The organism is Dactylosporangium sp. NPDC000521 (assembly GCF_042898305.1).
In the GTDB taxonomy this organism is placed as follows: domain Bacteria; phylum Actinomycetota; class Actinomycetes; order Mycobacteriales; family Micromonosporaceae; genus Dactylosporangium.
This window is the reverse complement of record NZ_JBIAYW010000018.1, coordinates 13,566-38,674: the sequence shown is the minus strand read 5'-3', so window position 1 is coordinate 38,674 and position 25,109 is coordinate 13,566. Positions and strand designations below refer to the sequence as shown.

At 73.9% G+C, this 25,109-nt stretch carries 30 protein-coding genes and 1 pseudogene; 14 read left to right on the top strand and 17 right to left on the bottom strand.

Going from position 1 to position 25,109, the window contains the following annotated elements:
- Window positions 1-33 precede the first annotated feature (33 nt).
- From ACFY3L_RS40590 to ACFY3L_RS40580, 3 genes are read right to left on the bottom strand one after another with little or no spacing between them, the layout of a single operon-like run.
- The gene (locus ACFY3L_RS40590; RefSeq protein WP_389337168.1) at window positions 34-876 is read right to left on the bottom strand and encodes an alpha/beta fold hydrolase; all 843 of its coding nucleotides are present in this window, start codon (window positions 874-876) and stop codon (window positions 34-36) included.
- 44 nt (window positions 877-920) lie between these two features.
- The gene (locus ACFY3L_RS40585; protein ID WP_389337165.1) at window positions 921-1,841 is read right to left on the bottom strand and encodes a zinc-binding dehydrogenase; all 921 of its coding nucleotides are present in this window, start codon (window positions 1,839-1,841) and stop codon (window positions 921-923) included.
- Window positions 1,842-1,845: 4 nt separating this feature from the next.
- Window positions 1,846-2,160, bottom strand: a complete 315-nt coding sequence (locus ACFY3L_RS40580; protein ID WP_389337162.1) for a muconolactone Delta-isomerase family protein — start codon at window positions 2,158-2,160, stop codon at window positions 1,846-1,848.
- Window positions 2,161-2,466: 306 nt separating this feature from the next.
- Between ACFY3L_RS40580 and ACFY3L_RS40575 the strand changes: the two genes are divergently transcribed.
- Window positions 2,467-3,165, top strand: coding sequence for an SDR family oxidoreductase (locus ACFY3L_RS40575; RefSeq protein WP_389337160.1), 699 nt, complete (start codon window positions 2,467-2,469; stop codon window positions 3,163-3,165).
- Here ACFY3L_RS40575 and ACFY3L_RS40570 read toward each other — a convergent pair.
- From ACFY3L_RS40570 to ACFY3L_RS40560, 3 genes are all read right to left on the bottom strand, one after another.
- Window positions 3,137-3,562 carry a hypothetical protein gene (locus ACFY3L_RS40570; RefSeq protein WP_389337157.1) on the bottom strand — a complete coding sequence of 142 codons (426 nt, stop codon included), beginning with the start codon at window positions 3,560-3,562 and terminating at the stop codon, window positions 3,137-3,139. The genes ACFY3L_RS40575 and ACFY3L_RS40570 overlap by 29 nt on opposite strands.
- A 121-nt stretch (window positions 3,563-3,683) precedes the next feature.
- Complete coding sequence (locus ACFY3L_RS40565; RefSeq protein ID WP_389337154.1) at window positions 3,684-4,472, bottom strand: hypothetical protein; 789 nt, start codon at window positions 4,470-4,472, stop codon at window positions 3,684-3,686.
- A complete protein-coding gene (locus tag ACFY3L_RS40560; protein ID WP_389337151.1) occupies window positions 4,469-5,017 on the bottom strand; it encodes a SigE family RNA polymerase sigma factor in 549 nt (182 codons plus the stop codon). Before ACFY3L_RS40560 ends, ACFY3L_RS40565 begins: the two co-directional genes overlap by 4 nt.
- Window positions 5,018-5,158: 141 nt before the next feature.
- Here ACFY3L_RS40560 and ACFY3L_RS40555 point away from each other — a divergent pair, with 141 nt between their 5' ends.
- Both ACFY3L_RS40555 and ACFY3L_RS40550 read left to right on the top strand, forming a co-directional pair.
- A complete protein-coding gene (locus ACFY3L_RS40555) occupies window positions 5,159-6,040 on the top strand; it encodes a UbiA prenyltransferase family protein (protein WP_389337149.1) in 882 nt (293 codons plus the stop codon).
- Window positions 6,041-6,247: 207 nt separating this feature from the next.
- On the top strand, window positions 6,248-6,715 hold the full coding sequence (locus ACFY3L_RS40550) for a DinB family protein (RefSeq protein WP_389337146.1): 468 nt from the start codon (window positions 6,248-6,250) through the stop codon (window positions 6,713-6,715).
- A 5-nt stretch (window positions 6,716-6,720) separates the two neighbouring features.
- Here the strand turns inward: ACFY3L_RS40550 and ACFY3L_RS40545 are convergent, their stop codons facing one another.
- Window positions 6,721-7,206 (bottom strand): DUF5997 family protein, encoded by a 486-nt coding sequence (locus ACFY3L_RS40545; protein ID WP_389337143.1) that lies wholly within the window; start codon window positions 7,204-7,206, stop codon window positions 6,721-6,723.
- Window positions 7,207-7,229: 23 nt separating this feature from the next.
- Here ACFY3L_RS40545 and ACFY3L_RS40540 point away from each other — a divergent pair, with 23 nt between their 5' ends.
- From ACFY3L_RS40540 to ACFY3L_RS40525, 4 genes are all read left to right on the top strand, one after another.
- Complete coding sequence (locus ACFY3L_RS40540; protein WP_389337140.1) at window positions 7,230-8,018, top strand: LysR substrate-binding domain-containing protein; 789 nt, start codon at window positions 7,230-7,232, stop codon at window positions 8,016-8,018.
- A gap of 32 nt (window positions 8,019-8,050) precedes the next feature.
- Window positions 8,051-8,509 (top strand): nucleotidyltransferase domain-containing protein, encoded by a 459-nt coding sequence (locus ACFY3L_RS40535; protein WP_389337137.1) that lies wholly within the window; start codon window positions 8,051-8,053, stop codon window positions 8,507-8,509.
- 20 nt (window positions 8,510-8,529) lie between these two features.
- Entirely contained in the window at window positions 8,530-9,336 is an 807-nt protein-coding gene (locus ACFY3L_RS40530; protein WP_389337581.1) for a DUF72 domain-containing protein, read from the top strand.
- Window positions 9,337-9,470: 134 nt separating this feature from the next.
- Entirely contained in the window at window positions 9,471-10,403 is a 933-nt protein-coding gene (locus ACFY3L_RS40525) for an SDR family NAD(P)-dependent oxidoreductase (RefSeq protein WP_389337134.1), read from the top strand.
- A 61-nt stretch (window positions 10,404-10,464) separates the two neighbouring features.
- Here the strand turns inward: ACFY3L_RS40525 and ACFY3L_RS40520 are convergent, their stop codons facing one another.
- Together ACFY3L_RS40520 and ACFY3L_RS40515 are read right to left on the bottom strand one after the other, a co-directional pair.
- On the bottom strand, window positions 10,465-11,229 hold the full coding sequence (locus ACFY3L_RS40520; protein WP_389337131.1) for a hypothetical protein: 765 nt from the start codon (window positions 11,227-11,229) through the stop codon (window positions 10,465-10,467).
- Window positions 11,230-11,303: 74 nt separating this feature from the next.
- The gene (locus ACFY3L_RS40515; protein ID WP_389337128.1) at window positions 11,304-14,057 is read right to left on the bottom strand and encodes a BTAD domain-containing putative transcriptional regulator; all 2,754 of its coding nucleotides are present in this window, start codon (window positions 14,055-14,057) and stop codon (window positions 11,304-11,306) included.
- A 479-nt stretch (window positions 14,058-14,536) separates the two neighbouring features.
- Between ACFY3L_RS40515 and ACFY3L_RS40510 the strand changes: the two genes are divergently transcribed.
- Window positions 14,537-14,695: a hypothetical protein gene (locus ACFY3L_RS40510; RefSeq protein WP_389337125.1), complete on the top strand. Its 159-nt coding sequence runs from the start codon at window positions 14,537-14,539 to the stop codon at window positions 14,693-14,695.
- Window positions 14,696-14,872: 177 nt separating this feature from the next.
- Here ACFY3L_RS40510 and ACFY3L_RS40505 read toward each other — a convergent pair whose 3' ends face one another.
- Window positions 14,873-15,286: an ATP-binding protein gene (locus ACFY3L_RS40505; RefSeq protein WP_389337122.1), complete on the bottom strand. Its 414-nt coding sequence runs from the start codon at window positions 15,284-15,286 to the stop codon at window positions 14,873-14,875.
- Window positions 15,287-15,389: 103 nt separating this feature from the next.
- Between ACFY3L_RS40505 and ACFY3L_RS40500 the strand changes: the two genes are divergently transcribed.
- Both ACFY3L_RS40500 and ACFY3L_RS40495 read left to right on the top strand, forming a co-directional pair.
- Window positions 15,390-15,695, top strand: coding sequence for an STAS domain-containing protein (locus ACFY3L_RS40500; protein ID WP_389337120.1), 306 nt, complete (start codon window positions 15,390-15,392; stop codon window positions 15,693-15,695).
- 161 nt (window positions 15,696-15,856) lie between these two features.
- Complete coding sequence (locus tag ACFY3L_RS40495) at window positions 15,857-17,086, top strand: PP2C family protein-serine/threonine phosphatase (RefSeq protein WP_389337117.1); 1,230 nt, start codon at window positions 15,857-15,859, stop codon at window positions 17,084-17,086.
- Between the two features lie 58 nt (window positions 17,087-17,144).
- Here the strand turns inward: ACFY3L_RS40495 and ACFY3L_RS40490 are convergent, their stop codons facing one another.
- Complete coding sequence (locus tag ACFY3L_RS40490; protein WP_389337114.1) at window positions 17,145-17,759, bottom strand: hypothetical protein; 615 nt, start codon at window positions 17,757-17,759, stop codon at window positions 17,145-17,147.
- Between the two features lie 63 nt (window positions 17,760-17,822).
- On the opposite strand from ACFY3L_RS40490, the gene ACFY3L_RS40485 reads away from it, so the two are divergent.
- The gene (locus ACFY3L_RS40485) at window positions 17,823-18,236 is read left to right on the top strand and encodes an ASCH domain-containing protein (protein WP_389337111.1); all 414 of its coding nucleotides are present in this window, start codon (window positions 17,823-17,825) and stop codon (window positions 18,234-18,236) included.
- Between the two features lie 4 nt (window positions 18,237-18,240).
- On the opposite strand, the gene ACFY3L_RS40480 is transcribed toward ACFY3L_RS40485, so the two are convergent.
- The 3 genes from ACFY3L_RS40480 to ACFY3L_RS40470 all read right to left on the bottom strand — a co-directional run bounded on the left by ACFY3L_RS40480 (window position 18,241) and on the right by ACFY3L_RS40470 (window position 20,355).
- On the bottom strand, window positions 18,241-18,834 hold the full coding sequence (locus tag ACFY3L_RS40480; protein ID WP_389337108.1) for an HIT family protein: 594 nt from the start codon (window positions 18,832-18,834) through the stop codon (window positions 18,241-18,243).
- Between the two features lie 88 nt (window positions 18,835-18,922).
- A complete protein-coding gene (locus tag ACFY3L_RS40475; RefSeq protein WP_389337105.1) occupies window positions 18,923-19,648 on the bottom strand; it encodes a GAF and ANTAR domain-containing protein in 726 nt (241 codons plus the stop codon).
- Window positions 19,649-19,839: 191 nt separating this feature from the next.
- Window positions 19,840-20,355 carry an AAA family ATPase gene (locus tag ACFY3L_RS40470; RefSeq protein ID WP_389337102.1) on the bottom strand — a complete coding sequence of 172 codons (516 nt, stop codon included), beginning with the start codon at window positions 20,353-20,355 and terminating at the stop codon, window positions 19,840-19,842.
- A 99-nt stretch (window positions 20,356-20,454) separates the two neighbouring features.
- Here ACFY3L_RS40470 and ACFY3L_RS40465 point away from each other — a divergent pair, with 99 nt between their 5' ends.
- The 3 genes from ACFY3L_RS40465 (at window position 20,455) to ACFY3L_RS40455 (ending at window position 22,411) form a co-directional block, all read left to right on the top strand.
- The gene (locus tag ACFY3L_RS40465; protein WP_389337099.1) at window positions 20,455-20,757 is read left to right on the top strand and encodes a nitronate monooxygenase; all 303 of its coding nucleotides are present in this window, start codon (window positions 20,455-20,457) and stop codon (window positions 20,755-20,757) included.
- A gap of 27 nt (window positions 20,758-20,784) precedes the next feature.
- Complete coding sequence (locus ACFY3L_RS40460; RefSeq protein WP_389337578.1) at window positions 20,785-21,423, top strand: NAD(P)H-dependent flavin oxidoreductase; 639 nt, start codon at window positions 20,785-20,787, stop codon at window positions 21,421-21,423.
- A 256-nt stretch (window positions 21,424-21,679) separates the two neighbouring features.
- Complete coding sequence (locus ACFY3L_RS40455; protein WP_389337096.1) at window positions 21,680-22,411, top strand: SDR family NAD(P)-dependent oxidoreductase; 732 nt, start codon at window positions 21,680-21,682, stop codon at window positions 22,409-22,411.
- A 162-nt stretch (window positions 22,412-22,573) separates the two neighbouring features.
- Here the strand turns inward: ACFY3L_RS40455 and ACFY3L_RS40450 are convergent, their stop codons facing one another.
- The 3 genes and pseudogenes from ACFY3L_RS40450 to ACFY3L_RS40440 all read right to left on the bottom strand — a co-directional run.
- Window positions 22,574-24,484, bottom strand: a complete 1,911-nt coding sequence (locus tag ACFY3L_RS40450) for a DUF4118 domain-containing protein (RefSeq protein ID WP_389337094.1) — start codon at window positions 24,482-24,484, stop codon at window positions 22,574-22,576.
- 3 nt (window positions 24,485-24,487) lie between these two features.
- Window positions 24,488-24,862, bottom strand: coding sequence for a SpvB/TcaC N-terminal domain-containing protein (locus ACFY3L_RS40445; protein WP_389337091.1), 375 nt, complete (start codon window positions 24,860-24,862; stop codon window positions 24,488-24,490).
- A 35-nt stretch (window positions 24,863-24,897) separates the two neighbouring features.
- Window positions 24,898-25,086: pseudogene (locus ACFY3L_RS40440) on the bottom strand (SpvB/TcaC N-terminal domain-containing protein); the annotation flags it as partial.
- Window positions 25,087-25,109: the final 23 nt, after the last annotated feature.

Sequence of the window (25,109 nt, the reverse complement as noted above, 5' to 3'; positions counted from 1 at the left end):
TGGCGCCGCCCCGGAGGGCGGCCCCCCGAGCGGTCAGGCGACCAGGAAGCCGGTGACGGCGGCCGCGAACGCCTCCGGTTCGTCGACCCACGGGTAGTGGCCGGCGCCCGGGATGGTGACGTGGCGGGCGTGCGGGAGGCCGGCGGCGGCGACGTCGCCGATGCGGACGCCGGTGAGGGCGTCGCGGTCGCCGGTGACGACCAGGACCGGGGCGGGGACGGTGGCGAAGTCGTCGAGCCAGCCGGTGGAGGTGCCGGCCCAGAAGCCGGCCCACGCGTCGAGGGCGAACTCGGCGCGCTGCGTCGCGGCGTGGGCCTGCTGGCGGGCGTCCCAGCGGCCGTACGCGGCGGGGGTGTAGCGGTCCAGGACGTCGAGGACCTGGGCGGGTGGGGTGTCCGGGGGCAGGCTCAGCAGCTCACCCGCGGCGGTGCTGACCGAGGAGAACCAGGGGGCGTCGGTACGGGTGGCGAGGATGTCTCCCACGTCGTCGCCGCCCTTGCCGTACAGCTGCGGGCTCGGCGAGACGAGGACCAGGCGCTCGATTCTGGTGGGGTGCACGGCGGCGTAGGCGCTGGCGACGACCGAGCCGGCGGAGTGGCCGAGGAGGTCCAGGCGCTCCAGGCCGAGGTGTGCGCGCAGCGCCTCGACGTCCTGGGCGAGGCTCGGGTACGCGTAGGTGGCCGGGTCGGCGGGCCGGGCGGAGGCGCCGGTGCCGCGGGCGTCGTAGCGGATGAGCGTCCGCGCCGCCGACAGGCCGCCGAGGTCCTCGAGGTACCCGGCGGCCCGTGGACCGCCCGGCACCAGGACCAGCGGCGGCCCGTCGCCGATCGACTCGTAGTGCAGGACCGTGCCGTCGAAGCTGGTGAAGGTAGCCATGCAGCGACGCTACGAACGGCCGGTCGACGCCCGCTGCAGTCCCGCTACAGCGAGAAGCGCAGGACCGCCTTGCCGTTGACGTTGCGGTCGCGCAGCGCGTCCCACGCCGGCGCCGGGTCGGTCCACGGCGTCGTGAGCGCGACCTGCGGGTCGAGCCGGCCCTGCGCCACGAGGCCGACGAGTGTGGCGAGGTCCCGGCCGACCGGCTGCCGTCGCGTCTCCTGGAACAGGTGCAGGTACCGCAGCGACACCCCCGGCCGGAGCCGTCCCCAGTCCAGCGGGAGCCGCAGCGGCTCACGGGTCGTGTTGCCGTAGCTGACCACGATCCCGTCCTCGGCGACCGACGCCCACGCCCGCTCCAGGGCAGCGCCGCCGACGCTGTCGAGGAGGACGTCCACCGGTTCGGCGACGGTTTCGCCGTACCCGCCGACCGCCGCCGCACCGAGCTTCGCCAGCCCGTCGCCGCGGCTTGCCGCGCCCACCCGGGCGATGACCCGCGCGCCCGCGGCGGCCGCGAGCTGCACCGCGACCCGGCCGACGCCGCCGCCCGCGCCGGTCACCAGGACCGTCCGGCCGAGCAGCCAGCCGGCGTGCCGCAGGGCGTAGATGGCGGTGAGCCCCGCGACCGGCAGTGCCGCACCGGTCGTGTCCGGGATCGTGTCGGTCAGCGCGGCGAGATGGCCGGTGGGGATCGCGACCCGCTCGGCGAACCCGTCCCGTCCGGCGAGACCGACGACCCGCGTGCCGGCGGGCGGGCCGGAGCCGTCGAAGGCGGCCCGCTCGACGACCCCGGCGACGTCCCAGCCGAGCCGCGACCCGGCGGGCAGGCTCGCGGCGACGGTCAGGTCACCGCGGTTGAGCCCGGCGGCCTTCACCGCGACGACGGCCTCGCCGGGCGCCGGGTCCGGTTCGCCGACGTCGGCGGGGGCGACGCCGGCCCCGCCGGTCGTGACGAGCGCCCGCACAGGCTCAGCCCGCGGGCGCGAGGTCGCGGTTGGCGAACGCGTCGACGTCGAACCCGCCGGGCGTCGACAGCGGCAGCACCTCGAGGCGCAGGTGCGAGGAGAGCGGGTTGCCGTAGAGGACGTCGGTGAGCTCCTCGTGCGAGGCGACGTCGTAGATGTTGAGCCCGCCGGACTGGCCGACGACGATCCAGCTGTGCTTGATGATGCCCTTGTCGATCAGGCCCTGGATGTAGCCGAAGCCCTCCGGCAGCCGGTGGCGGAACTCGTCGGAGCTGATCCCGACGGGGTTCTGGTGCGTGAAGACGGCGAACAGTGCCATGAATGCCCTCCAGGATGACCGTCCCGCGTGCCGCGGGCTCACGGACCAGCCTGTTCGCGGCCGGTGCAGCGAGACTGGAGCGCTCCTGGAGCCGTTGACCGGGGCCGGTCGCACGACAGGACGGGCAGCGGCGACTCCTGGCCCGCCGGTGAGGTGCGCCCAGACCTCCATCGGCGCCGCGCTCAACGACACCAGCCAGGAGGTCGCGAGCAGCCTCGTCCTCCGGGCGATCCGCCGCAGCCGCAAAGGCTGAGTCGCTCGACACATCGATGCCCTACGGTGATCGGACGACCTCAGGAGGTAGTCATGAAGATCGAGGGATCTGTCGCGCTGGTCACCGGCGCCAACCGCGGCCTCGGCCTGCACATCGCCCGCGAACTGCTCGCCCGCGGCGCGGCCGTGTACGCGACGGCCCGCGACCCGCGCACCGTCGACCTGCCCGGCGCGACGGTCCTGCCGCTCGACGTCACCGACGCCGCATCGGTGGCGGCCGCCGCGGCCGCGGCCGGCGACGTCACGCTGCTGGTCAACAACGCCGGCGTGGCGACGTTCGCCAACCTCGTCGACGGCGACCTCGACGACATCCGCCTGGAGATGGAGACGCACTTCTTCGGCACCCTGCGCATGGTCCGCGCCTTCGCCCCGATCCTGGGCGCCAACGGCGGCGGGGCCGTCGTCAACCTGCTGTCGGTGCTGTCGTGGATCACGTTCCTCAACGCGACGTCGTACGCCGCGGCCAAGGCGGCCGAGTGGAGCCTCACCAACGGCATCCGCCTCGAGCTGGCCGCCCAGGGCACCCAGGTCTCCGGCGTCCACCTCGGCGCCGCCGACACCGACATGATGGCGCGCTGGGACGTGCCGAAGATCGACCCCGCGGCCGTCGCGACCGCCGTGGCCGACGGCGTCGCCCGCGGCGACCTCGAGATCCTTGTCGACGACGCCGCCACCGGCGCCAAGCAGGCCCTCGCCGCCGACCTCAGGATGGTGTACCCGCAGCTACCGTGACCGTCGCGCCCGCCGCGGCCAGCCGGTCGGCGAGGAGCTGGACCTCCGCCGGGGTGCCGGCGATGCCCTCGCCCGTCAGACGGGCGTAGGCGTCGACGGCCTCGGCGATCGTCGTCCCCTCCTGGCGGAGCACCGCGAGCAGCCGCACCCGCGCCGCACGGTTGACCCCGGGGTCGGCGTGCACCCGGGCGAGCCCGACGCGGGCGAGGTACGCCTCCCGCGCGATCCCGGTCAGCGGGCCCGGGCCGCAGGCCACGCTCTCGGCGCCGCAGTCGCACCGCATCCAGACGGACGACTCGACGCGCCCGTGGACGATGGACTCCTCCGGCCGGCCCCGGCTGGTGCCGCCGCATCGGGCGCACGGCGCCAGCAGCACGTCACCTTCACGCCGTCGCACGCCGCCACTGTACCGACGACCGGCGGCGCCGCGGGGGTCGCGACCGCGGCCGGAGCCGTTCACCGTGCCGGGTGTGGCAGGCGTGGACGGAGCTACGCCTGCCACACCCGGTGAGACGACGTCAGGGCAGCATCGCCGGGTTGCCCGCCAGCGCCGCGACCTGGTCCATGGTGAGGAACGCCTTGTCCAGCGCGGGCTTGCGGTCCGTGGCGGTGTCGCGGGGGTAGACGGGGACGGTGCGCTGGGCGGCCACGCTGAAGTGACCGCCCTGCAGGTAGCGGCGGGCGACGATGACGTCGCCGTCACCGTGGTCCTCCAGCCAGACCACGACCGGCACCCCGGCGACGTCGACGACGCGGCACTCGCGGCCCGCGTCGGGCAGGGCGCACAGGCCGCCGGGCGGCACGGTCTCGCTGGTCTGCGCGATGTACGCCCCGAGGTAGCCCTCCCCGTGCCCGTCCGAGACGACGACGCGGGTCCACATGGTCACGAGCGCCGTGCCGGACGGTGATTCCAGGCGCATCGGCGCGGTGCTGGGACCGGCGAACGGGTACTGGCTGCGGCCCGTGTACCCCGCCGGCAGGGCCGCGACGAGCAGGTCGTACACCACGCGGTCGTGCGTCGGCAGCGCCTGCGCCGACGGGACGGGCGCGGCGGACGCGACCTGGGAACCGGTGGGCTGCGCAGCGGGCACGGCCACGAACGGCGCCGGGGCCGCCGGGCCGGACGGCAGCAGGGCGGGCGCGACCAGGGCCGCCGCGACCGTCACACCGGCGAGGCTCGCGGTGGCGGCGACGATGCGGTCGCGGCGCGCCGCGGCCCGGGCGGCGACCGCGAGGACCCGCTCCGCCTCGCGCAGCGGCGGCGCGTCGTCGAGGGCGAGGTCGCACAGCATTTTCACGTCGTTCACTGGATTCCTCCTGGGCTGATCGGTCTGAGGTCTTCGAGGGTGTCGCCGAGCACTTCGCGCAGGTTGTCGAGGCCGCGGGCGGTCTGGCTCTTCACGGTGCCGGTGGAGCAGCCGAGCACGTCGGCGACCTGCTCGACCGACAGGTCCGCCCAGAAGCGCAGGACCAGCACCGCCCGCCGCCCTTTCGGGATGCGCAGCAGCGCCCGCTTGAGCACCTGCCGGTCCTCGACGCCCCGCTGGTCGGAGACGCTCGCGTCGAGCACCTCGTCGTCGGGGGTCGGACGTTCCCGCCGCCACGGCCGCCGCCGCTCGTCGAGGAAGGCGCGCAGCAGGACCCGCCGCGCGTACTGGTCGAGCACGTCGTGCCGGTCGACGCGGCTCCACACGCGGTACAGCTTCGTGAACGCCGTCTGGGTCAGGTCCTCGGCGAGGTGCCAGTCACCACACAGCAGGAAAGCCGTGTTTCTCAGGTGTCCGGCGCGGGCGGCGTAATACGCGACGAACTCGTCGTCGTGCGGTCGCCGGCCGCGCCTCAGGATTCGCATCATCATCGCGTTAGACACGTACACCACCCCGGAACGGGTTGCCTGGGGGACCCGCGCGCCCCGGAGAGCCGCCGCGGTCGCGGTCGCCGGCATGACGCGGCTCTCAGTGCGGGCTCAGGTATCGAGGACGATGATGCGAGTATGACGGCGGTGTTGGAACGTCCGGCCGCGGTGCTGGTCGCGGTCTCCCGGCCGTGGTTCTGGCCGGTGTCGTGGGTGCCGGCGTACCTCGGCACGGTGCTGGCGGGTCACAGCTGGCTCCCCGCACCGGCCGACCGGGGGCGCGCGCTCGTGGCGTTGCTCGTGCTCGGGCCGCTCATCTGGGGCGCCGTGCTGGCCCAGAACGACCTGCAGGACCTGCGCAGCGACCGCGACAACCCACGCAAGGCGACCGCGCCACTGGTCACCGGAGCGGTCTCCGCCAGGCGTCTGCGGGTGTGGTACCGGTGGCTGGCGGTCGCCTGCGTCGCGGCCGCCCTGTACGTGGGGCCGCTGTTCGTGCTCGGGGTCGCCGGCGTGCTGCTGCTCGGCTGGGCGTACAGCGTGCCGCCGCTGCGGCTGAAGACCCGGCCCGGCTGGGACGTCGCGGTCAACGCGCTGGTCGTCGGGGTCGTGTCGCCGGCCGCGGGCTGGGCGATCACGCGGCCGCCGTGGGAGTTCCCGTGGCAGTTCGGGCTGATCGGCCTGCTCTTCGCCGCTGCCCTGTACGTGCCGACCACCGTCACCGACCTGGCCGCCGACACGGGTGCGGGCGACACGACGTTCGCCGTGCGGTTCGGCCCGCGGTTCGCGCACCGGCTCGGCGTCGCGCTGTGGGCGGCGGCGCTCGCGTGCTCCGTGCTGCTGGCGTGGCTGGACGTGCTGGTGCCGCGCTCGACGCTCGTGCCGCAGCTGCTGATGACGCCGGTCCTGCTCGCCGCCTACGCGATCCTGACCCGCCGCCCGACGATCACCAGGATGGCCGTGGTGTCGATCGTGTTCGGCATCCCCACGATCGGCTTCGCGCTCGCGTGCATCGGCTGACGCGCGACCGCTCCGGCGAGTATCACGCGCTCGCCGGAGCGGTCCGGGTCCGGGGCGTCGCCGCGACCAGGGCCTCGGCTGCGAACGGGCGCCGGACGCGCTCGGCCGGACCTCGGCCGTCCACAGTGGAGGAACGCTGCCGCCGCCCTGGCCCGCCCTACGGCCGGCTCGGCGCGGCGCTGGCGGCACCACCGCTACGATCTTGACATGGACTTTCACGCGCCGATGCGGGTGCAGCTGGAGGCGTTCGTCGACGAGCACCGCGAGGCGCTCGCCGCGTGCCTCGACGGTCTCACCGAGGAGCAGGCGCGCCGGTCGCTGGTGCGGTCCCGCACGACCCTGCTCGGGCTGGTGAAGCACGTCACATTCGTCGAGAAGGTGTGGTTCGACGAGGCGGTCACCGGCCGGGCGCGGTCCGAGATCGGGATCCCGGACACGCCCGACGAGAGCTTCGCCCTGGACGACGCCGACACGATCGCCGCCGTGCGTCAGGCATACCAGGAGGCCTGCGCGGCGTCCCGGCGGGCGGTCGCCGGGCTCGACCTGGACGACCTGCTGCCCGGCAACCGCCGGGGGCCGCTGCCGCTGCGCTGGGTCTACCTGCACGTGCTGCGCGAGCTGGCCCAGCACTGCGGCCACGCCGACATCCTGCGCGAGCAGCTGCTGGACGCGTAGCGGCGCTACCGGCCGCGGCGCGCGGCGGCGGCCTTCCTCGGGGCGGGCTTCTTCGCCGCCGCCTTCTTCGCGGGCGCCGCCTTCTTGACGGGGGCCTTCTGCTGGGCGGGCGCGGCCGCGGCCTCTTCACGGGCGGCCTGCAGGCGGCGCTCCTCGCGCTTGTTCTCCGCGTGGATCTCGCGCTCCTTGACCAGCCACTCCGGCGGATCCGCGGCCAGGGCGGCGATCTGCGCGGTCGTGAGCGGATCTGTGATGCCGCCGCGCGCCAGCCCGCTGTTGGACACGCGCAGCCGGGCCGCGACCACGTTGCGCGGGTGCGGGCCGTCCTTGCGCAGGTCGGCGAGCCACTGCGGAGGGTTGCGCTGCAGCTCGTCGAGCTCCTCGCGGGACACCATCCCGTCCTGGAACTCCTGCGGGGTCGCGGGCAGATACACGTCGAGCTTCAGCGCCGCCGTGGCGGGCTTCATCACCTGGGACTTCTTCGGGCTCACGCGGCCAAGGGTACCCTGGCCGGATGCCCACGCCGTTTCGCCTGCTCGTCGTCCCAGGGGTGACCATGGACAAGTGGACCCGCCTGTGGGCCGAGCGGCTGCCCGACGTGGAGCTGGTGGTCGAGCCCGTGCCGGCCAAGGACGCGCCGGGGCTGCTGCTCGACGGCGCCGACGCGGGGCTGGTCCGCCTGCCGGTCGATCCGGACGCGTTCCACGCCATCCCGCTGTACACCGAGACCACCGTCGTGGTCGTCCCGAAGGACCACCTGCTCACCGTGGCCGAGGAGCTGACCGTCGCCGACCTGGCCGACGAGACCCTGCTGAGCCCGCTCGACGACGTCCTGAGCTGGCCGTCGATGCCGGCGGCGGTGCTGGCGGAGCGTCCGGAGACGACGGCCGCCGCGGTCGAATGGGTCGCGGCGTCGGCAGGTGTACTGGTGGTGCCGCAGTCACTGGCCCGTGCCCACCACCGCAAGGACCTGACCTACCGCGTGCTGACCGACGCCCCGACCTCCTCGGTCGGCCTCGCCTGGGTCCGCGACCGCCACACCGACCTGGTCGAGGAGATGATCGGCATCGTCCGTGGCCGCACCGCCAACAGCACCCGCGGCCGCACCTCCGACCAGCCCGTCCGCCGCCAGGACGACCAGCCCGCCAGCCGCCAGCCGGCCAAGAAGACGGCCGGGCACAAGCCGAGCGGGCAGAAAACGGCCGGGCAGAAGACGGCTGGTCAGAAGACGGCTGGGCAGAAGACGGCCGGACAGCAGGCCGGCAAGCGCGCGAGCGGCCCGGCGAAGCGTCGGGGCCGCTGACCGTGACGATGGACGCGGCCCAGGTGCACGCCGTGCTCGACGCTCTCGCGGCGGCCGGCTGCCGGTGCTGGATCTCCGGCGGCTGGGGGATCGACGCCCTCGTCGGCCGGCAGACCCGCGAGCACCGCGACCTCGACCTCGCCGTCGACGCCGCCCGGGAGGCCGAGGCGCTGCGGGCCCTCGAGGCGCTCGGCTACACGGTCGAGACCGACTGGCGCCCCGTCCGCGTCGAGGTCGCGGAGCCCGGCGGCGGCTACGTCGACCTGCACCCGGTCGCGTTCGGCGAAGACGGGGACGGAAGCGGCGACGGCCGCCAGGAGGCGTTCGACGGCGCCTGGTTCGACTACCCGCGCGCCGACCTCACCACCGGCACGATCGCCGGCCGCACCGTGCCGTGCGTCTCGGCCCGTCTCCAGCGCGTCTTCCACCAGGGCTACGAGCCCCGCGACGTCGACGTCATGGACCTCGCACACCTCGGAGAGCGCGCGTGAAGCTGCACGTGGGGTGTGCGATGTGGACGCACAAGGCGTGGCAGTGGCCGGGGAAGGAGCGGCTGAAGGCGTACGCCGAGCGGTGCACCGCGGTCGAGGGCAACACCACGTTCTACGCCACACCGGCCAGGGACACCGTCGAGACGTGGGCGCGGCAGACCGGGCCGGACTTCCGGTTCGTGGTGAAGCTGCCGAAGCGGGTCACCCACGAGCGGCGCCTGACCGACGCCGGCGCCGACGTGCGCGCGTTCCTCGACGCGATCGAGCCGCTGGGCCCCCGCAACCACGCCGTGTGGATCCAGCTGCCCGGGTCGTTCGGCCCGGGGGACGTGCCGGTGCTGGAGCGCTTCCTGCGCCGGATGCCACCCTCGCTGCGGTACGCCGTGGAGGTCCGTCACCAGGACTTCTTCACCGACGCGGCCGCGGCCCGCGACCTGGAGACGGCCCTGGCGGCGGTGGCGGCGGAGTGGGTGCCGTTCGACACGACCGCGTTCTTCGCCAGCCCGCCGACCAGCGACGCCGAGCGCGACGCGTGGACGAAGAAGCCGCGGGTGCCGCGGCGGACCAGAGCGCTGACCGGGACGCCGATCGTGCGGTACCTCGGCCGCGACGACCCGGACATGACGGTCGACGGCTGGCAGGCCTGGCTCGACGTCGTGACCGGCTGGCTGCGGGAAGGCCGGTCGCCGACGGTCTTCGTACACACGCCGGACAACGCCGACGCGCCAGCCCTCGCCCGCCGCTTCCACGACCAGGTCCGGGCGCGCCTGCCGCAGCTCGCGCCGCTGCCGGAGCCCGAGCCGGCGGAGCCCCTCACCCTGTTCTGAGGACGATTTGCCTTCGAGCGCGCTCGAAGGTGCAGGGTTGCGAGCATGAGCAGTCCGGAGCGCAGCGGAGGAGCTGCGAATCAGCATCACAGGTTCGGCTCAGGCCGACGCCGGAGCGCAGCGGAGGTGGCGGCATGAGCTTGAACGTTGGAGCGAAGACCACGGCCGCCGAGGTGATCGACGGCGTCGACCTGCACGGACGGACCGCGATCGTCACCGGCGGCGCGTCGGGCATCGGCACCGAGACGACCAGGGCGCTCGCCGCCGCCGGCGCCCGGGTGATCGTCGCCGTCCGGGACGTGGCGAAGGCGAGAGCGGTCAACGCTGCGGTGGAGGTCGCCGAGCTCGACCTGGCGTCGATCCGGTCGGTGGACGCGTTCACCGCCGGCGTCGACGGCCCGGTGCACATCCTGGTCAACAACGCGGGGGTGATGGCGGCGCCGTTCACGCAGACCGCCGACGGGTTCGAGCTGCAGTTCGGCACCAACCACCTCGGCCACTTCGCGCTCGTCCAGGGGCTGCTGCCGCGGCTGCTGGAGGGCGCCGCGCAGGCCGGCGAGGCGCGGGTCGTGTCGGTGAGCTCCGCCGGGCACCGGCACAGCGACGTGCACCTCGACGACCCGAACTTCCACCATCGGCCGTACGACCGCTGGCAGGCATACGGCCAGTCGAAGACCGCCAACGTGCTGCTCGCCGTCGAGCTGGACCGCCGGCACGCCGGGGACGGGATCGTGGCGAACGCGCTGCACCCGGGCGGCATCCTGACGCCGCTGCAGCGGCACCTGAGCGTCGCCGAGCAGGTCGAGCTCGGCTGGATCGACGAGCGGGGCCGCCCGCTGCAGGACTTCAAGACGACCGAGCAGGGCGCGGCGACGTCGGTCTACGCGGCCGTGTCGCCGGACCTGTCGAAGCGGGGCGGGCAGTACCTCGAGGACTGCGCGGTCGCCGCGGAGTACGGCGGCAGCGGGCCGTTCCGCGGCTACATGCCGTATGCCCGGGACCCGAAGCGCGCCGCCGAGCTGTGGGAGCGCAGCGAGGCCTGGGTCGAGCAGGCCCGCAAGGGGTGAGGTGAGGCACCGGCCCCGGCGGCGCGGTGTTGCCGGGGCCGGTGCGGTCAGGAAGGACCTCTCAGTAGAGGTCGGTGGTGCTGGCGCCGCCGAAGCCGGGCGCGGTCACGGTGAGCCTCGTGGCGTTGATGGTGCGCTGGTCGGGCATCGTCACCCGGCCGGTGCCTTCGTGCGCGGGCAGCGTGTACGTCCAGTACCGCGGCGTCTGCACCCGCTCGTGGGTGCCGGGGATCGTGTACCAGACCCAGTAGTCCCAGCGGACCGTGAAGCCGGTCTCGCCGATGACGTTGTCGTCGAACGAGATCATCCACTGCTGCCCGTTGTGGAACGACACGATGTTCGAGATCGCCGGCGCGTTGTAGGTGCGGCAGCCGAGCTGCGGGTTGCCCGCCGGGGTGGCGCCGGACGGCGTCACGTTGATGGCGTAGGCGCAGACGGTGTGCGAGCCGTGCTTCGCCGGGATCACCGCGTCGTAGCCGCGGTACGCCCCGAAGTACGGGTACACGGCCGCGACGTCCGGGCGGTACGTGTTCGCGACGGCCGAGCCGGCGAACGCGCCGTCGATGTACACGTGGACCTGCAGCGCCGCGGCGGTGTCGCCGTCGGCGGCCCAGCCTTCGACGCGGACGCCGTTGCCGGTGAACGTGATCGCGTCGAGGGCGCCGCGGGCCGGGGTGTCGATCGGGCCGGGGTCCGGGTCCGGGTCGTAGTCGCCGCACGCGGGCGGCGGCACCGGCTGGTCACACAGCGGCGAGGCGTGCGCCGCCCCGGGCACGGCCATGGCGCCGGCCAGGGCGAGCAGCGCCGCCGCGGTAGCTCTGGTCAAGGACTTCATCGAATACTCCGTAGTGGTAGCGGAGCCCCATGATGCGGCCCGCCGCGTGCAATCCACGTGCAGGATCAGAGCGCTTCGATGTACGCGCGCACCGCCGCCCGGTCCATCAGCTGTCCGCGCCGGTGTGCCTCCTCGTACTCCGCCGGGCTGAGCCGGGACATGACCGCGGCGACGTTGCGGGGGCCGTTGAGCGGGTCCATGCGCTGCGGTGAGTAGCCGAACTGCCCGCCGAGCGCGTCGACCGCGCCGAGCAGCACCGCGCCGGCGCCGGGCCGGCCGGTGAGGGCGAGCGTGCAGGCGAGCAGGTGCGTGGTGGCGAGCCAGCCGGTGACGTCGTCCTCCTCGTCCAGGTCGCGGGTGGCGCGGCGGGTGAGGGTGTATGCCTCGGCGTGCTCGCCGTTGACGAGGGCCTGCTTGGCGCGGATCCAGCGGGCAGAGCCGGCCGACCAGACGAAGCCGCAGCGGGTGCCGACCTCGATCGCCTCGTCGAGGGCCGCCGCGGCGGTCTCCGCGTCGCCGCTCGCACCGGCGATCAGACCGATACTGATCAGTGCCTCGGGCAGGACCCAGTCGGCGCCGCTGGCGATGGCCTGCTGGCGGGCCTCCTCGCCCATCTTGGCGCCCTCCTCCAGCTGACCGCGCAGGCCCAGCGACAGGGTGAGGTACGCCGACGCGCGGGCCAGGGTCGTGGGGCGGCCCGCCGCCCGGGCGATCTCCAGGGCGACGAGGATCGCCTCGGTGCCGGCGGCGACGTCCCCGGCGAGGTACTGCAGGCAGGCGATGCCGGTCAGCGCCCTGGCCCGGTCGTCGCCGGGTGCGTCCGGGGCGGCGTCCAGGCCGGCCCGCAGCCAGCGCAGCCCCTCGGTGATGTGGCCGGTGCGGTACCAGAACCAGGCGAGATCGGCGGCGAGCCGCAGCCCGGTGGCCGGGTCCTCGCCGCCGAGGGCGAACGCGAGCGCGGCGCGGGTGTCGTCCTGCTCGGTCGCGAGGGTGCGCAACCAGCGGCGGGCGTGGGGGCCGCGCAGCTCCCGGTCGGCGGTCGCGGTCAGCTCCGCGATGCGGGCGAGGTGGCGGCGGCGGACCGCGCGGCGCTCGTCGTCGCCGAGGCGGCGGCCGGCGTACTGCCGCAGCGTCTGCAGCATGCGGTAGCGCCGCGGCGACGTGCCCGGCAGCGTCGTGACCAGCGACGCGCTGATCAGCCCGGTCAGCGGCGTGAGCACGTCACCGGCGACCCGTTCGGCGGCGTCGAGGTCGAACGTGCCGGCGAAGACGCTGAGCCGCGCGAACGCCTCCTGCTGCGGCTGGTCGAGGAGCCGGTACGTCGCGTCGATCGCGGTGTCGAGGCTGCGGTGCCGGGCCGGCACGTCGCGGCGGACGGTCCGCAGCGCCGCCGGGTCGTCGAGCCGCTCCAGGATCTGCGCCGGGGCCAGCGCGACGAGCTGCCCGGCGGCGAGCTCCACGGCGAGCGGCAGGCCGTCGAGGCGTTCGCAGATCCGGGTGACGACGGTGCGGTCGGCGGCGTCGCAGTGCCACTCGGGGGTGACGGCGGCGGCACGGTCCAGGAACAGCTCGACCGCCGTGGTCGCGGCGGGCAGCGGCGGCACGGGGTGGCGCCGCTCGCCGCCGATGCTCAGCGGCACCCGGCTGGTGACGAGGATCCGCAGGCCGGGAAGGCCGGTGAGCAGCCGGGGCACGACGCGGGCGAGGGCGTCGACGAGGTGCTCGCCGTTGTCGACGAGCAGGACGGTCCGCCGGTTGCCGACGGCGGCGGCGACGCCGGCGAGGTCGGTGGAGACCGCCAGGCCGAACGCCTGGGCGAGGGTCGGCTCCAGCAGGGTGTCGTCGGCGAGCCCGGCGAGCTCCGCGACGCACACGTCGCGGCCCAGCCCGCGGCACACCTCGACCGCGAGGCGGCTCTTGCCGCTGCCGCCGGGCCCGACGAGCGTGACCAGCCGGTGGTCGCGCAGCAGCGCCCGCACCTCGGCCACCTCGACGTCGCGGCCCAGGAACCGGTCTGCGGGCACCGGCGGCGGCTGGGGCAGCATCGGTGGCTGAGGCGGCTGGGGGAGTGCCGCGGGCGCCGGGTCGAGGTGCGGGGCCTGCCGCAGGATCGAATGGGCGAGGGTGGCCAGTTCCCCGCCGGGGTCCAGGCCGAACTCGTCGGCGAGCAGCGTGCGGGCCTCGTGGTAGGTGGCGAGCGCCTCGGTCTGCCGGCCTTCCCGGTACAGCGACAGCATCAGCCTCGCACGGCTGCCCTCCCGCAGCGGGTGCTCCGCGACGAGCGCCGACGCCGCGGCGACGGCTTCCGCGGTGCGGTCGAGCGCGAGCAGGGCGTCGACCCGCAGCTCCGCGGCGACCTGGCGCAGCTCGGTGAGGCGGGTGATCTCCGCCTGCGCGGCCGGGTCGTCGGCGAGGTCCATCAGCGCCGGACCGCGCCACAGCGTGAGGGCCGCATCGACGCTGTGCAGCGTGACCGCCGGGTCCGCGGTGAGCGTCTCCCGCCCCAGGGCGACCCCTTGCTCGAAGCGCTGCGCGTCGATCTGCCGGGCGCAGATGGCGATCCGGTAACCGCGGTGGTGCCGTTCGAGCGTTTCGGGGCCGAGCACCCGGCGCAGCCGCGACAGGTAGGTCTGCAGGGCGTTCGTCGCGCTGGGCGGGGGGTCCTCGCCCCACACGCCGTCGATGAGCCGGTCGACGCTGACGACCTGGTCGGCGTCGAGCAGCAGGGTGGCGAGGACCGCCCGGGGTTTCGGCCCGCCGAGCGGGACGGCCCGGCCCGCGGCGACGACCTCCAGCGGACCCAGGATCCGAAACTCCATGTGACTCCTTGCGGTGGTTCGAGCGCGTCGAGGGTGTCACATACGTGCCACCCTGGTGGGTGTGTCGGTCTTGTGAACGACACATTCGAAACGGCTTCGGGATCGTCGGTTCGGGTCCATGCGGTGTCGGCATGTCGCGACGGTTCCTCACCGTCCTGGCGCTGCCGGCGCCGCTGCTGGTGCCCGTCGCGGCGCCGGCCGGGGCCTCGACCTTCGCGCCGCCGGCGGGCGGCTGATGTTCGCCAGCCAGTCCACGCAAGCCGATGATCGTGCCGGAGTCGCGCCGTCCGCGTCGTCGTATCTGCCGGTGTCGGTGTCCAGCGGCACCGCGGCTTCGTCACCACCCGCTCCGGCCGCAGCACCGGCACCGTCAACCGGATCATCGGCACGGGCTCCAACCGCTGCGTCGACGTCAGCGGCGGCCGCACCACCGGCGGCGCCGCCGTCCAGCTGTTTCGCCGGTCTTCGCGGCGACGTCGGTGTGGCCGTCGAGCACCTTCGACACGGTCGAGTCCGACAACGGGGTGCCCCGCGCATGGGGCTTCACCGGCGCGTTCTTCGGTCTTTGGGTGCAGGACATGACCGGCGCGGGGCGGCCGGCGGACTTCTCCGCGGCGACCTGCAAGCCGCAGCCCTGACCGGGCCGGCCGGGCGTCAGACTGCCCGGTGCCGTTCTCCGTGGGTAGCGTCCGGCCCCTGACCGGGGCCGGACGCCGGGCTCCTCTCCACTGCGGTTTCCGCACGCCGAGGAGCCCGGCGACGCCCCGCCGTGTCCCTGCTGATGGCGTCTTCGTTCGGCGGTGTCGGCGCCGGCCTTACGCGGCGTCAGCGTTGGCGGTCAGGCGGACCAGGCGCTTGCCGGCCGCGGTGTCGACCGTGAGCTCGTCGGAGAGCTTGTCGGCCAGCCACAGCCCCCGGCCGTTCAGCTGGTCCGGCGGGGGAGCCTCCGCCGGCACGCGGAACTGCCACGGCGCGCTGCCGGTGTCGGCGATCTCGACGACGAGCCTGCCGACCTCCAGGATCAGGGTGACCGCGGCCGTGCCACCGCCGTGCTCCACCGCGTTGATGACGATCTCGTGGACGGCTACGGTGAAGCCGTTCACCCGGTCGGGTGAGAGCCCGGTCTCGCGCGCGGCGTCCGCCACCCGCTCACGGATGTCGGCGACGCCGGCCGCCGTCACCGGGGGTAGCGCCACCAGTGCCGACGGTGTGTCAGAATCCTCCCGCATGTCACATCCACAAGGTTGTGCGTGTGCCGCGGCGCTGTCGCGCCCCCGTCGCAGCCACCATATAGGGTCAGGGTGTGCTTGTCGTTTCGTGCCGGGAGGGGCCATGACGCTGTCGATGTCGACCACCCGCGATGACGACACCTGCACGGTCAGCATCCGCGGGGACGTGGACCTCTCCACCGCCGCGGACCTGGACCGTGAGGTGCTCGCCGCCGTCGACAGTGACGCCACCAGGGTCGTGGTGGACCTGGCGGAGGTGACCTTCATCGACTCAGCCGGCATCAACACGCTGCTCAAGGGCCGCCGGCACGCCGAGGAGCGGGGCCGGAGCCTCCGGATCGCCAACGCGTCCGGCATCGTGCACGACGTGCTCGACATGACCGGCGTCCTGGCGCACCTGTCCGGCTGAGCCTCCAGATCCGCGCCGGTGACCTTGCGCATCGCGGATGCCTCGGCGAGGCTAGCGGCCAGCGCTCGTCGTCGGGTCGCACGGCGGTGCCGCGCGGGTGCGGCGTGGTGCTGATGCGACACTGGGCGGGCGTGTTGGAGCGGGCGGGAGGCAGGGGCAGGGTGCCGAGGCGCGGCGGGAAGGCGTTGGCGGACAGCGAGGAGAGGCTGCGCCGGCTGCAGGCGGTGACCGATGCCGCCCTGTCGCAGCTCGGCCTCGAGGACCTGCTGCACGAGTTGCTGGAGCGGACCCTGGACATCCTGCGCGCCGACAGCGCGGCCGTGCTGCTGCTCGACCAGGACGGCAGCGAGATGGTCGCCATGGCGACCGCCGGTCTCGACCGGGAGCCCCGGCACGAGGTGCGGGTGCCCGTCGGCCACGGCTTCGCCGGCGGTGTCGCCGTCCGCGGCGAGCCCGTCGCCGTCGAGTGCTTCGACCGGACCGGCCGCGGCGCCACCGACTTCGACGCGGCGCTCCTGCCCGCGCACACCACGTCCGTCCTCGGTGTGCCGATGTTCAGTGGCGGCCGGGTCGTCGGCGTGCTGCACATCGGCACACTGCAGCGGCGCTCGTTCACCGCCGACGACATCGCGCTGCTGCAGCTCGTCGCCGACCGGGCCGGCCTCGCCACCGAGGCGCGCCGATCACACCTGGACCGGGCCGCGGCCGTGGCCCTCCAGCGCAGCCTGCTCCCGGCCCGCCCGCCCGTGGTCCCCGGCCTGGACGTCGCCGTCCGGTATGTCCCCGGTGCCCAGGTCGGCGTCGGTGGCGACTGGTACGACGTCTTCGACCTCCCGTCGGGGCACGTCGGCATCGTCATCGGCGACGTCGCCGGCAGCGGCCTGCACGCGGCGGTGGTGATGGGCCGGATCCGCAGCGCCCTCCGCGCGTACGCGATGGAGACCGACGATCCGTCGGACGTCCTCACCCGCCTGGACCGCAAGGTGCAGCGCTTCGAGCCCGACGCCATGGCCACCGCCGTCTACGCCGTCCTGGATCCGGACCTCAACGCCGTGACCTTGTCCAACGCCGGCCACCTGCCTCCCGTCCTGATGGCACCGGACCAGCCGAGCCGGCTGCTCAAGATCCCCCCGGACCTGCCCCTGGGTGCGTACCGTGGCGCCGCCCGGCGCAACACGCGGCTGCCGCTGGAGCCCGGCCAGGAGCTGTTCCTGTACACCGACGGCCTCGTCGAGCGCCGCGCCCATGGGATCGCGCCGGGCCTGCAGCGGATGGTCGGCGTGCTCGCCGCCGTGGGCTCCGCCGACGCCACCTGCAATGCGGCGATGAGCCTGCTGGACAACGCCGCACCGACGGACGACGTCGCCGTCCTCGCGGTCCGCCGCGCCTGACCGCCGTCTCTTTGGTCCTGCTGCACCTGGCAGGCCGTCACGTTGCGCGACTTCTGTCCTACGCCGAGCTGTCGGTGGGAACGTGGGCGCGGATGGCCGGGTCCAGGACGCCTGTGGGGTCCCAACCGGCGTCCTCGCCGTCGGCCGGCGAGGCGGCGAGGAACGCGGCCTCGACCGGGCGCAGCGACTCGATCAGCGCACCGACGGGGTAGTGGTCGGTGAACCTGGCGCCGTCCCGGTCGACCAGCAGCACGGCGAGGGGCCTGTCACCGCCGAGCGGCAGGTCCGGGTAGACGTCGCCGCCCCAGTGCATGACCGGGGCGCCCGCGTCGGCGAACCGTCCGGCGCCCGCGAGCATGAGCAGGTCGGTCTGCGTGCTGTACGGGTCGGCGTGGTAGTCGTACAGGTAGATCTCCAGCGCGCCGTCGCGGTGCCGGGCGAGCGTGAATCCGCCGGCCGCGCGGGCCGCGAGCAGCTCCAGCGGGGTCCTGGCGCGGGCGGCCCGGATCCCGGCCACGGCGGCGGGGGAGCCGGCGAGCGCCGTGAGGTCCCAGTCGGCGTCGGCGCCGTCGATCGCCCAGCCGGTCCACATCGCCGCCGGGTTGGCGATCACGTCGAGCCCGGGCAGCGGCGCCGCCAGCCAGCCGTCGAACCCGGCCCTGGACATCGGCATCCGCGTTGCCACCATGTACGAGCGACCACCCATCCGCCAGACGATAGCCCTAGAGTTGGCCGGATGACCGAGCTCCCCACGTTTCAGTTCGCGTTCCCCGGCCCGCTCCGCGACGCGCTCGTCGCCGCCGTCCTGGACGGCGCGAAGACGACGACGACCGGGCTGCTGCAGGACTGGGAGCTCGACGGCGAGCCGCTGCCCGCCGCCGGCGACCGGTCGGCCGTGGTCGACTCCGGCGACCGTCCTGTCGCGGTGATCGAGCTGACCAGCGTCGAGGTCCGCCGCCTCGGCGACGTCGACGCCCGGCACGCCCGCGACGAGGGCGAGGGCCACGACACCGTCGCCGCCTGGCGGGCGGGGCACGAGGAGTTCTGGCACGGGGCCGACTACCGCGGCTGGCTCGGCGACCCGGCGTTCACCGTCGACGACGACACTCCCGCCGTCCTGCAACGCTTCCGGGTCGTCGAGCAGCTCTGAGCCCTCAGTACACCGTGCCGCCGTCGACCGCGAGCGCCTCGGCCACCTCGGTGAGGACCGCCCGCCACTGGGCCTCGTCCTGCTTGGGCAGCACGTCGTCCCACAGGACCAGGCAGCTGCCGCGCAGCTGCTCGAAGCCGGCCGGCCGGCCCATGAACCACAGGTGCAGGTGCGCCGCGCCGTCGCCGATCTTCGACGCGTGCACCCTGGCGATGCCGCCCACGGACATGATGGCCCGCTCCACCCGCTGCAGCATCGGCCCGACCTCGGCGGCCCGCTCCGGCGGCAGGGTGCCCAGGTCGTAGTGGCCGATCGGGCAGAGCAGCACCACGACCGGCACGGCGCTGGGCCCGCCGGCGTGCCGGAGCATCCAGTGCTCGTCCGCCCACACCGCCTTCGCCGGCCCTTCCGCGCAAATCATGCACGACTCGGGCCCGTCCTCACCGTTGCGCGGCGGCTCCGGCAGCACCGGCGGCTGGAGCCCTCGCACCCGCAGCTCGCCCTCGAACGGAAACGTGTCCCACCCCGGAATCCCGCTGCCGTCGAACGGCGTCGACGGTGCACCGACGGGCAGGTGCCGTACGAAACGATCGGTCATGCCGCCGATGATGCCAGGATGGCCGCCATGGATCTGTCCCGCCATCCTGGACGACCTGCGGGCGGCGGCCGGCTGACAGGGCCGGCGGTCAGACCGTGAAGTCCCGCCGGGGCTCGGGCGGGGCGCCGCTGATCTTCGCCACGATGTCGCCGGCCACCTCGCGGAGCTTGCGGTTGCGACCCTGCGACGCCCGGCGCAGCAGGTCGAAGGCGGTGGCGGCGGTGCAGCGCTGCTGCGCCATCAGAATGCCGATGGCCTGGTCGATGACGCTGCTGGAGACCATGGCCTCGGCGAGCTGATCCAGCAGCTGGGACTGGCGCACCTGGCGGACGGTGAGCGTCAGCGCGTCGGTGCACTGCGCCGCCATCCCTTCCGCCTGTTTCCGGACCGGCGTGGTGAACACCCCGGTGGAACCCGCGTAGAGGTTCATCGCGCCGAGGCTCTGCCCCTCGATGATGAGCGGCATCGACAGTGAGCTCGCGACGCCGTGCGCGACCGCGTGCGGCCGGTACGCGTCCCAGCGAAGCTCCCGGCGGAGATCGTCGACGAGAATGACCGCGGCGTCCCGCATCGCGTCGAGGCACGGCCCTTCGTCGGCGCCGTACTGCAACTCGTCGACCTGACCGGCCAGCGCGTTACTGACCGCCACCGAGAACGGCTGCCCGTCCCGCCGCACCGTCACCCCGCACGCCACGGCCGGCGTCACCGCCGCGGCGGCGACGTGCACCAGCCGCTCGAGGAAGTCGTCCAGGTCCGGCGCCTCCACGAGCAGCCCGAGCAGCTGCCCGGCGGTTGAGTGCGGCTGCTCGGTCACGGCGGGCCGCCTTCCTGAGGTCGGCACTGGAGTCTTCTGATCTGTTCCGTGCTGCCCGAATCGTTGCGTCCTACTCGCTCAGCCGTCCTGTATCTGCGCCGGCTCCGCGGATGGTGCTCGGCGACCGCGATCGGCTTCCGTCACTGGAGCGCGGCCACCGGTGCGGTCCAGATGGTCGACGGCGCGTTGTCTCAGTGGGTGGTGCGCACATACGCGAGCGCGCGGGCGACGTTGGCCGGGACGTCGTCGACCGAGTCGAGGACGAGACGGTCGTCGGTCCAGCCGGCGAAGCCGTCCCGCCGGGCCAGGACCGACTCCCAGGTGGGTTCGGCGTCGCCCGCGATCGCGTTGTCGGCGCGTTCGGCGAGGCGGCGGCGGTGCAGGGCCTCGTCGGAGCAGATCACCTCGACGAAGCGGAGCGGCACCTCGTGCCGGGCGGACAGGTCACGCCACTGCCGGCGGGCGACCTCGGCGTCGTTGACGGCGTCGACGATGACGGTCTGGCCGAGCTTGAGCATCGCGCCGGCGAGAGCGCCGACCACGACGAACGCGGCGAGCCCCGTCGGCTGGTCGCGGTCGACGCCGGCGGCCCACAGCGCGACCTCGACCGGGTCGACGGGCAGGATCGGCGCCGGCAGCTCCCGCGCCAGCTGCCCGGCGATGGTGCTCTTCCCGGTTCCCTGCAGGCCGCACATCACGATCAGCACTCAGACAGGTTGCCACAGGCCGGTCGAACGGGTCCCACTCGCCGCGCGCTTGCTCAGCGGCCCTTCGATGTGCGTCCGGCACACGAGTACCGTGCGGTGATGCTGTCGACGCCGTTCACGAGCCTGGCAGGGGTCCAGCACCCGATCATGCTGGCGCCCATGGGTGGCTCGGCCGGCGGCGCGCTCGCGGCGGCCGTCTCGCGGGGCGGCGGGCTCGGCATGCTCGGCGCCGCCGACGGAGACCCGGCGTGGCTGGCAAGCGAGGCGCCGGTCGTCGCGGCCACCGGGCTGCCGTGGGGCATCGGCTTCCTCACCTGGATGACGACCGTCGACGCGGTGCGGCGGTCGCTCATGTACGAGCCGCGAGCCGTCATGCTGTCGTTCGGCGACGCCCGCCCGTAAACCCGCGTCGTCCGCGACTCGGGCGCCCTGCTCATCCTCCAGGTCACCGACCTCGACGAGGCCCGCCAGGCGCTGGACCTCGGCGCCGACGTCGTCGTCGCGCAGGGCACCGAAGCGGGCGGGCACGGCGCGCTGCGCGGACGCTCGACCCTGCCGTTCGTGCCGGCGGTCGCCGACCTCGCCGGGCACGTGCCGGTCCTCGCCGCGGGCGGCATCGCCGACGGCCGGGGCGTGGCGGCGGCGCTGGTCCTCGGCGCGGCCGGGGCGGCGATCGGCACCAGGTTCCAGGCGACCACCGAGGCGCTCGTGGACCCCGCCACCGCGGCGGCGCTGGTGGCGGCCCGCGGCGACGACACCGAGCGCAACCGCGTGCTGGACATCGCCCGCGGCTCGCGCTGGCCGTCGCGGTACGCGGCCCGCACGCTGCGCCACCCGTACATCGACCGCTGGCGCGACCGCGAGGACGAGCTCGCCGCCGACGAGCAGGCCCACCGCGACTACCAGGCCGACGTGGCCCGCGGTGCCGTCCCGCCGCTGCCGATCTGGGCCGGCGAGGGCGTCGACCTCATCGCCGACCTGCCCTCGGCCGCCTCGCTCGTGCCGGCGCTCGCCGCCCAGGCCGAGGCCGCACTGGCCCGCTGTTCACGCGGCGCCCCGCCGGGTTGAATGCAGTACCGCGAGCTCAGCCCGGGCGGCCCCGGCGCCCATGCCGGACGGAAAGCGCGGGTGGGTAGGGTCGCTTCATTGCCGGCTGCGGCCGCGTCCTGATCGGAACCGCCCGTCATCTCGTCGCCGGCGCGCCTGATGAGGAGCTCGTGCGGCAGCACCGCGACCAGGTCGAGCTGCTCCTGCGCTGCCTGCGGCACGGCGTCTTCAACGGTCTCGCCGAGCATGGCGTCACCTGCAACGAAAGAAGGAACGAATGAGTCAGCAGGTCGCACTCGTCACCGGCGCCGGCCGAGCCAGTGGTCTCGGCGTCGCCACCGCCCGCGCGCTCGCCCAGCAGGGCTTCCACGTCATCCTGACCGCGCGGACCGACGCCCAGGCGGAGGAGCAGGCGAGCGCGCTGCGCGCCGAGGGGCACAGCGCCGAAGGCTTTCGTCTCGACCTCGGCTCGACCGACGAGTTCTCGGGCGTCGCCGAGCGCGTTCGGGCAGACCACGGCCACCTCGACGTCCTCGTCAACAACGCGAGCGTCTTCCCCGACATGAACACGGGCACCGCGCTCGACGCGTCGATCGACGACATCCAGGCCGCGTTCGCCGTCGACGTCGTCGGCCCGTGGGCGCTCACCGTGGCGCTGCGCCCGCTGCTCGAGGCGGCGCCTGCGGCGCGCGTCGTCAACATCTCCAGCGGCGCCTGTCAGCAGATCACCTTCCTCGCTGAGCAGCCCGGCGACGTCGGAGCCCCGGCCTACTCGTTCGCCAAGCACACGCTCAACCACCTCACCGTGATGCTCGCGGCGGCATTCCGCGACACGAAGGTGCTCGTCAACTCGGTGGACCCCGGTCGTGTCGACACGCACCCCGAGCTCGGCACCGACGAGGAGGACGTGCCGCCGTCGGTGGCGGCCGCCTGGATCGCGAAGGCCGCGACATTCCCCGAGGACGGGCCGAGCGGCGCCATCTTCCTCGACGGCCGGCGCATCGGCTGACCCGCACAGCAGGGCGCTGGCACGCGCGGACAGCCTGCGACCTCGAGCCGGTCGCCGAGCACCATCCGGAGCCGGGCGATCCCGCCGGGTGTGCAGGTCGCCTGGATCTCGAGGGGCGTCGGACTCGGTACCGAAGCCGACGGCACCATGCAGGTGCCCGAGCTACAACGGTCCGGTTGCTCCTTGCCGGCGTGCTTCTCCGGAAGGCCGAACGCCGAGCGGGCTGAACTCCGGGGACGCGACCGGGATGGTGGCCTGAAGCGTGGTGCCGCCGTTGGTGGGGCTGGTGATTGTCAGCTGTCCGCCCAGCGCTTCGACCCGGTCCCGCAGTGCGGTGAGGCCGGATCCGCGACCGGGGTCGGCGCCACCGACACCGTCGTCGCGGATGGACACGCGCAGGGTGTCGTCCTCGGTGGCCGCCCGCAGGTGCACGACGGTGGCGTGGGCGTGTTTGGCCGAGTTCGTCAGCGCCTCGGAAACGACGTGGTAGGCGGCGATCTCGACGACCGGTGGCAGGCGCCCGTCGGCGTGGGTGTCCAGTTCGACCGGTACCGGTGACTTGCGGGCGAGCGACCTGATCGCGGGCTGCAGCCCGCCTGCGGCGAGCAGCGTCGGATGGATGCCCCGCGAGATCTCTCGCATGTTGTCCACGACGTTGTTCAGGCCGTCCACGGCGCTCGAAAGCTCCGTTCTGGTCTGCTCGAGCTCGGGCGGCAGGCCGGCCTGCACCAGGCCCAGCCGCAGCCCGACGCCGATGGCCTGCTGCAATGCGCTGTCGTGCAGGTCGCGCTCGATCCGCTGGCGCGCCTGGTCCGCGGCAGCGACCAGCCGGGCGCGCGATGCGACGAGCTCGGCCCGGCTGTCGGCGTTGGCGATCGCGGTGGCCGCAAGGTCCACGAAGTTCGCGACGCGCTTCTCCGTGCCGGGTGGCAGCGGACTGGGCCGGTTCGACGCGACGGCGGCCACACCCCACAGCTGCCCCTGGACAATGATCGGGACCCCGACCGCGGAGCGGATGCCGAGCTCTCGTGCCAGCGCGGCGGCTGGGCCGATGGCACCCTCGAAACTGTCCATCCGGGCGGCCCGGCCTGTGTCCCATACGAGTGCCAGGACGTTCTGGCCCTCGGACGACCAGTGCATCTGCTCGGGCCGCAGATCGGCGAGGCTGGCCGACACGACGGTGACCATGCCGTCTGCTTCGTAGCGAAGCAGCCACGTCGTGAATTGATCCTGCGGGGTGTCCTTGGCCAGGAGCCGGTGCAGCTCCGTGGTGATCGCCTCGAATACCTCGGGTGGTTGGCCGCCTCGCGCCACGAGCGTCGCCACCCGCCGCAACGCGGCCTGCTCGGTGACCAGCCGGCCAAGTTGCTTCCGGCTCGCTTTCAGCGAGTCCACCATGGCCACGCGTTCGTGCCCGGCCTGCAGCAGCGACGCGAGCGACGGCGCGACGCGCTCCCGCAGGCGCTGCACGGTCGGCTCAGGCACCCCGCGCGGCACGCGGAGGGTGCCCAGCGAGGTGGCGCCGGCACACAGTGGAAACGCCCAGTACCGGTCGTCGCCGGCGACGGCGGCGCGATCGATGACGGCATCCGGCAGGTCGAGCGTCTTCGCGATGCATTGCGCGACTCTGGGCAGGACGCCGGGAAGATCGTCCGCGTGCAGCAGCAGCCGGGCCATCTCAGCGGTGAGGTCGGACTCCTCCGCCTGCACGATCCGCAGCCGGAACATGTTCGCGATGACACTCGTGGCCATCGCGACGACGAGGAAGGCCAACACCTCGGCCAACTGCTGCGCATTCGAGACGGCGACCCTGCCGAAGGGTGGGACATGGAAGACCACGAAGGCGAGCGAACTCGCCACCGCTGTGACGATGCCCAGCCACATCCCCCACACCATCGCGGTCACCAGCACGCCGATGATGTAGATGAGGCCCGGGGACAGCGGTGTCACAATCGATCGCAGCGGGTAGAGCAGAACCGTCTCTACCACGATCATCAGAACGGCGACGGCGATTCCGACTCTACGCGACGGGGGTGTCAGCCGGACCAGTCGTGACCGCGAACCGACGCGCACTCGTCAAACGTAGCTCGACTCGAGCCGCCCCCGTGCAGCGCCGTGCTCGCCGTAGTCGGGGGACGACCTCGAAGCACCAGTCGCCGGCGACGCCGGGCGGCGGTTCGCGTAGCGGACGCGTTTCAGGTGCCGGGCCGCGGCGTCGGCCTCGTAGTCGCAGCGGATCAGGTTGCCGCGGTCGTCGGCCGCCTCGGCGAGCAGCCACGTGGCGACCCGGCTCGGGTCGGCGGGGTCGCTGGCGCGGGTGGCGGCGTCGACGCCGTAGCGGCTGACCACGTTCTCCGGCGAGCGGGTCCGCCAGTGCATCTCACCGGTGGCCAGGTCACGGACCCGTTCGACGCGGGTGAAGTCGACCTCCACCCGGGACCGGAACCGCACCACCTCGACCCGGCCGTGACCTCCCGGCCGGCCGGGACCAGCTCCACACCGCCGGACATGACGAAGGTGTCCGCGCCGGGTCCAGGGCCGTCGACGTACCGCGGCAGGAACGGCTCGGTGACGCGGCCGACCGTGGGGACGTCGACGCTCCAGCCGAGCCCGAACACGCTGTTGCCGCGCCCCGACGCGTACGCCAGGGCCAGGTCGGGGCCGAAACCGGTCCGGCAGCGGCAACGGCACGCCGGCC

Excerpts from the sequence above, each read along its gene's own strand:
- ACFY3L_RS40590 (WP_389337168.1), bottom strand. The coding sequence starts at position 876 with ATGGCTACCTTCACCAGCTTCGACGGCACGGTCCTGCACTACGAGTCG.
- ACFY3L_RS40530 (WP_389337581.1), top strand. The coding sequence starts at position 8,530 with ATGTGGACGCACAAGGCGTGGCAGTGGCCGGGGAAGGAGCGGCTGAAG.
- ACFY3L_RS40560 (WP_389337151.1), bottom strand. The coding sequence starts at position 5,017 with ATGCGAATCCTGAGGCGCGGCCGGCGACCGCACGACGACGAGTTCGTC.
- ACFY3L_RS40550 (WP_389337146.1), top strand. The coding sequence starts at position 6,248 with ATGGACTTTCACGCGCCGATGCGGGTGCAGCTGGAGGCGTTCGTCGAC.
- ACFY3L_RS40555 (WP_389337149.1), top strand. The coding sequence starts at position 5,159 with ATGACGGCGGTGTTGGAACGTCCGGCCGCGGTGCTGGTCGCGGTCTCC.
- ACFY3L_RS40505 (WP_389337122.1), bottom strand. The coding sequence starts at position 15,286 with ATGCGGGAGGATTCTGACACACCGTCGGCACTGGTGGCGCTACCCCCG.
- ACFY3L_RS40485 (WP_389337111.1), top strand. The coding sequence starts at position 17,823 with ATGACCGAGCTCCCCACGTTTCAGTTCGCGTTCCCCGGCCCGCTCCGC.
- ACFY3L_RS40575 (WP_389337160.1), top strand. The coding sequence starts at position 2,467 with ATGAAGATCGAGGGATCTGTCGCGCTGGTCACCGGCGCCAACCGCGGC.
- ACFY3L_RS40465 (WP_389337099.1), top strand. The coding sequence starts at position 20,455 with ATGCTGTCGACGCCGTTCACGAGCCTGGCAGGGGTCCAGCACCCGATC.
- ACFY3L_RS40515 (WP_389337128.1), bottom strand. The coding sequence starts at position 14,057 with ATGGAGTTTCGGATCCTGGGTCCGCTGGAGGTCGTCGCCGCGGGCCGG.
- ACFY3L_RS40480 (WP_389337108.1), bottom strand. The coding sequence starts at position 18,834 with ATGACCGATCGTTTCGTACGGCACCTGCCCGTCGGTGCACCGTCGACG.
- ACFY3L_RS40540 (WP_389337140.1), top strand. The coding sequence starts at position 7,230 with ATGCCCACGCCGTTTCGCCTGCTCGTCGTCCCAGGGGTGACCATGGAC.
- ACFY3L_RS40525 (WP_389337134.1), top strand. The coding sequence starts at position 9,471 with ATGAGCTTGAACGTTGGAGCGAAGACCACGGCCGCCGAGGTGATCGAC.
- ACFY3L_RS40500 (WP_389337120.1), top strand. The coding sequence starts at position 15,390 with ATGACGCTGTCGATGTCGACCACCCGCGATGACGACACCTGCACGGTC.
- ACFY3L_RS40490 (WP_389337114.1), bottom strand. The coding sequence starts at position 17,759 with ATGCCGATGTCCAGGGCCGGGTTCGACGGCTGGCTGGCGGCGCCGCTG.
- ACFY3L_RS40580 (WP_389337162.1), bottom strand. The coding sequence starts at position 2,160 with ATGGCACTGTTCGCCGTCTTCACGCACCAGAACCCCGTCGGGATCAGC.
- ACFY3L_RS40455 (WP_389337096.1), top strand. The coding sequence starts at position 21,680 with ATGAGTCAGCAGGTCGCACTCGTCACCGGCGCCGGCCGAGCCAGTGGT.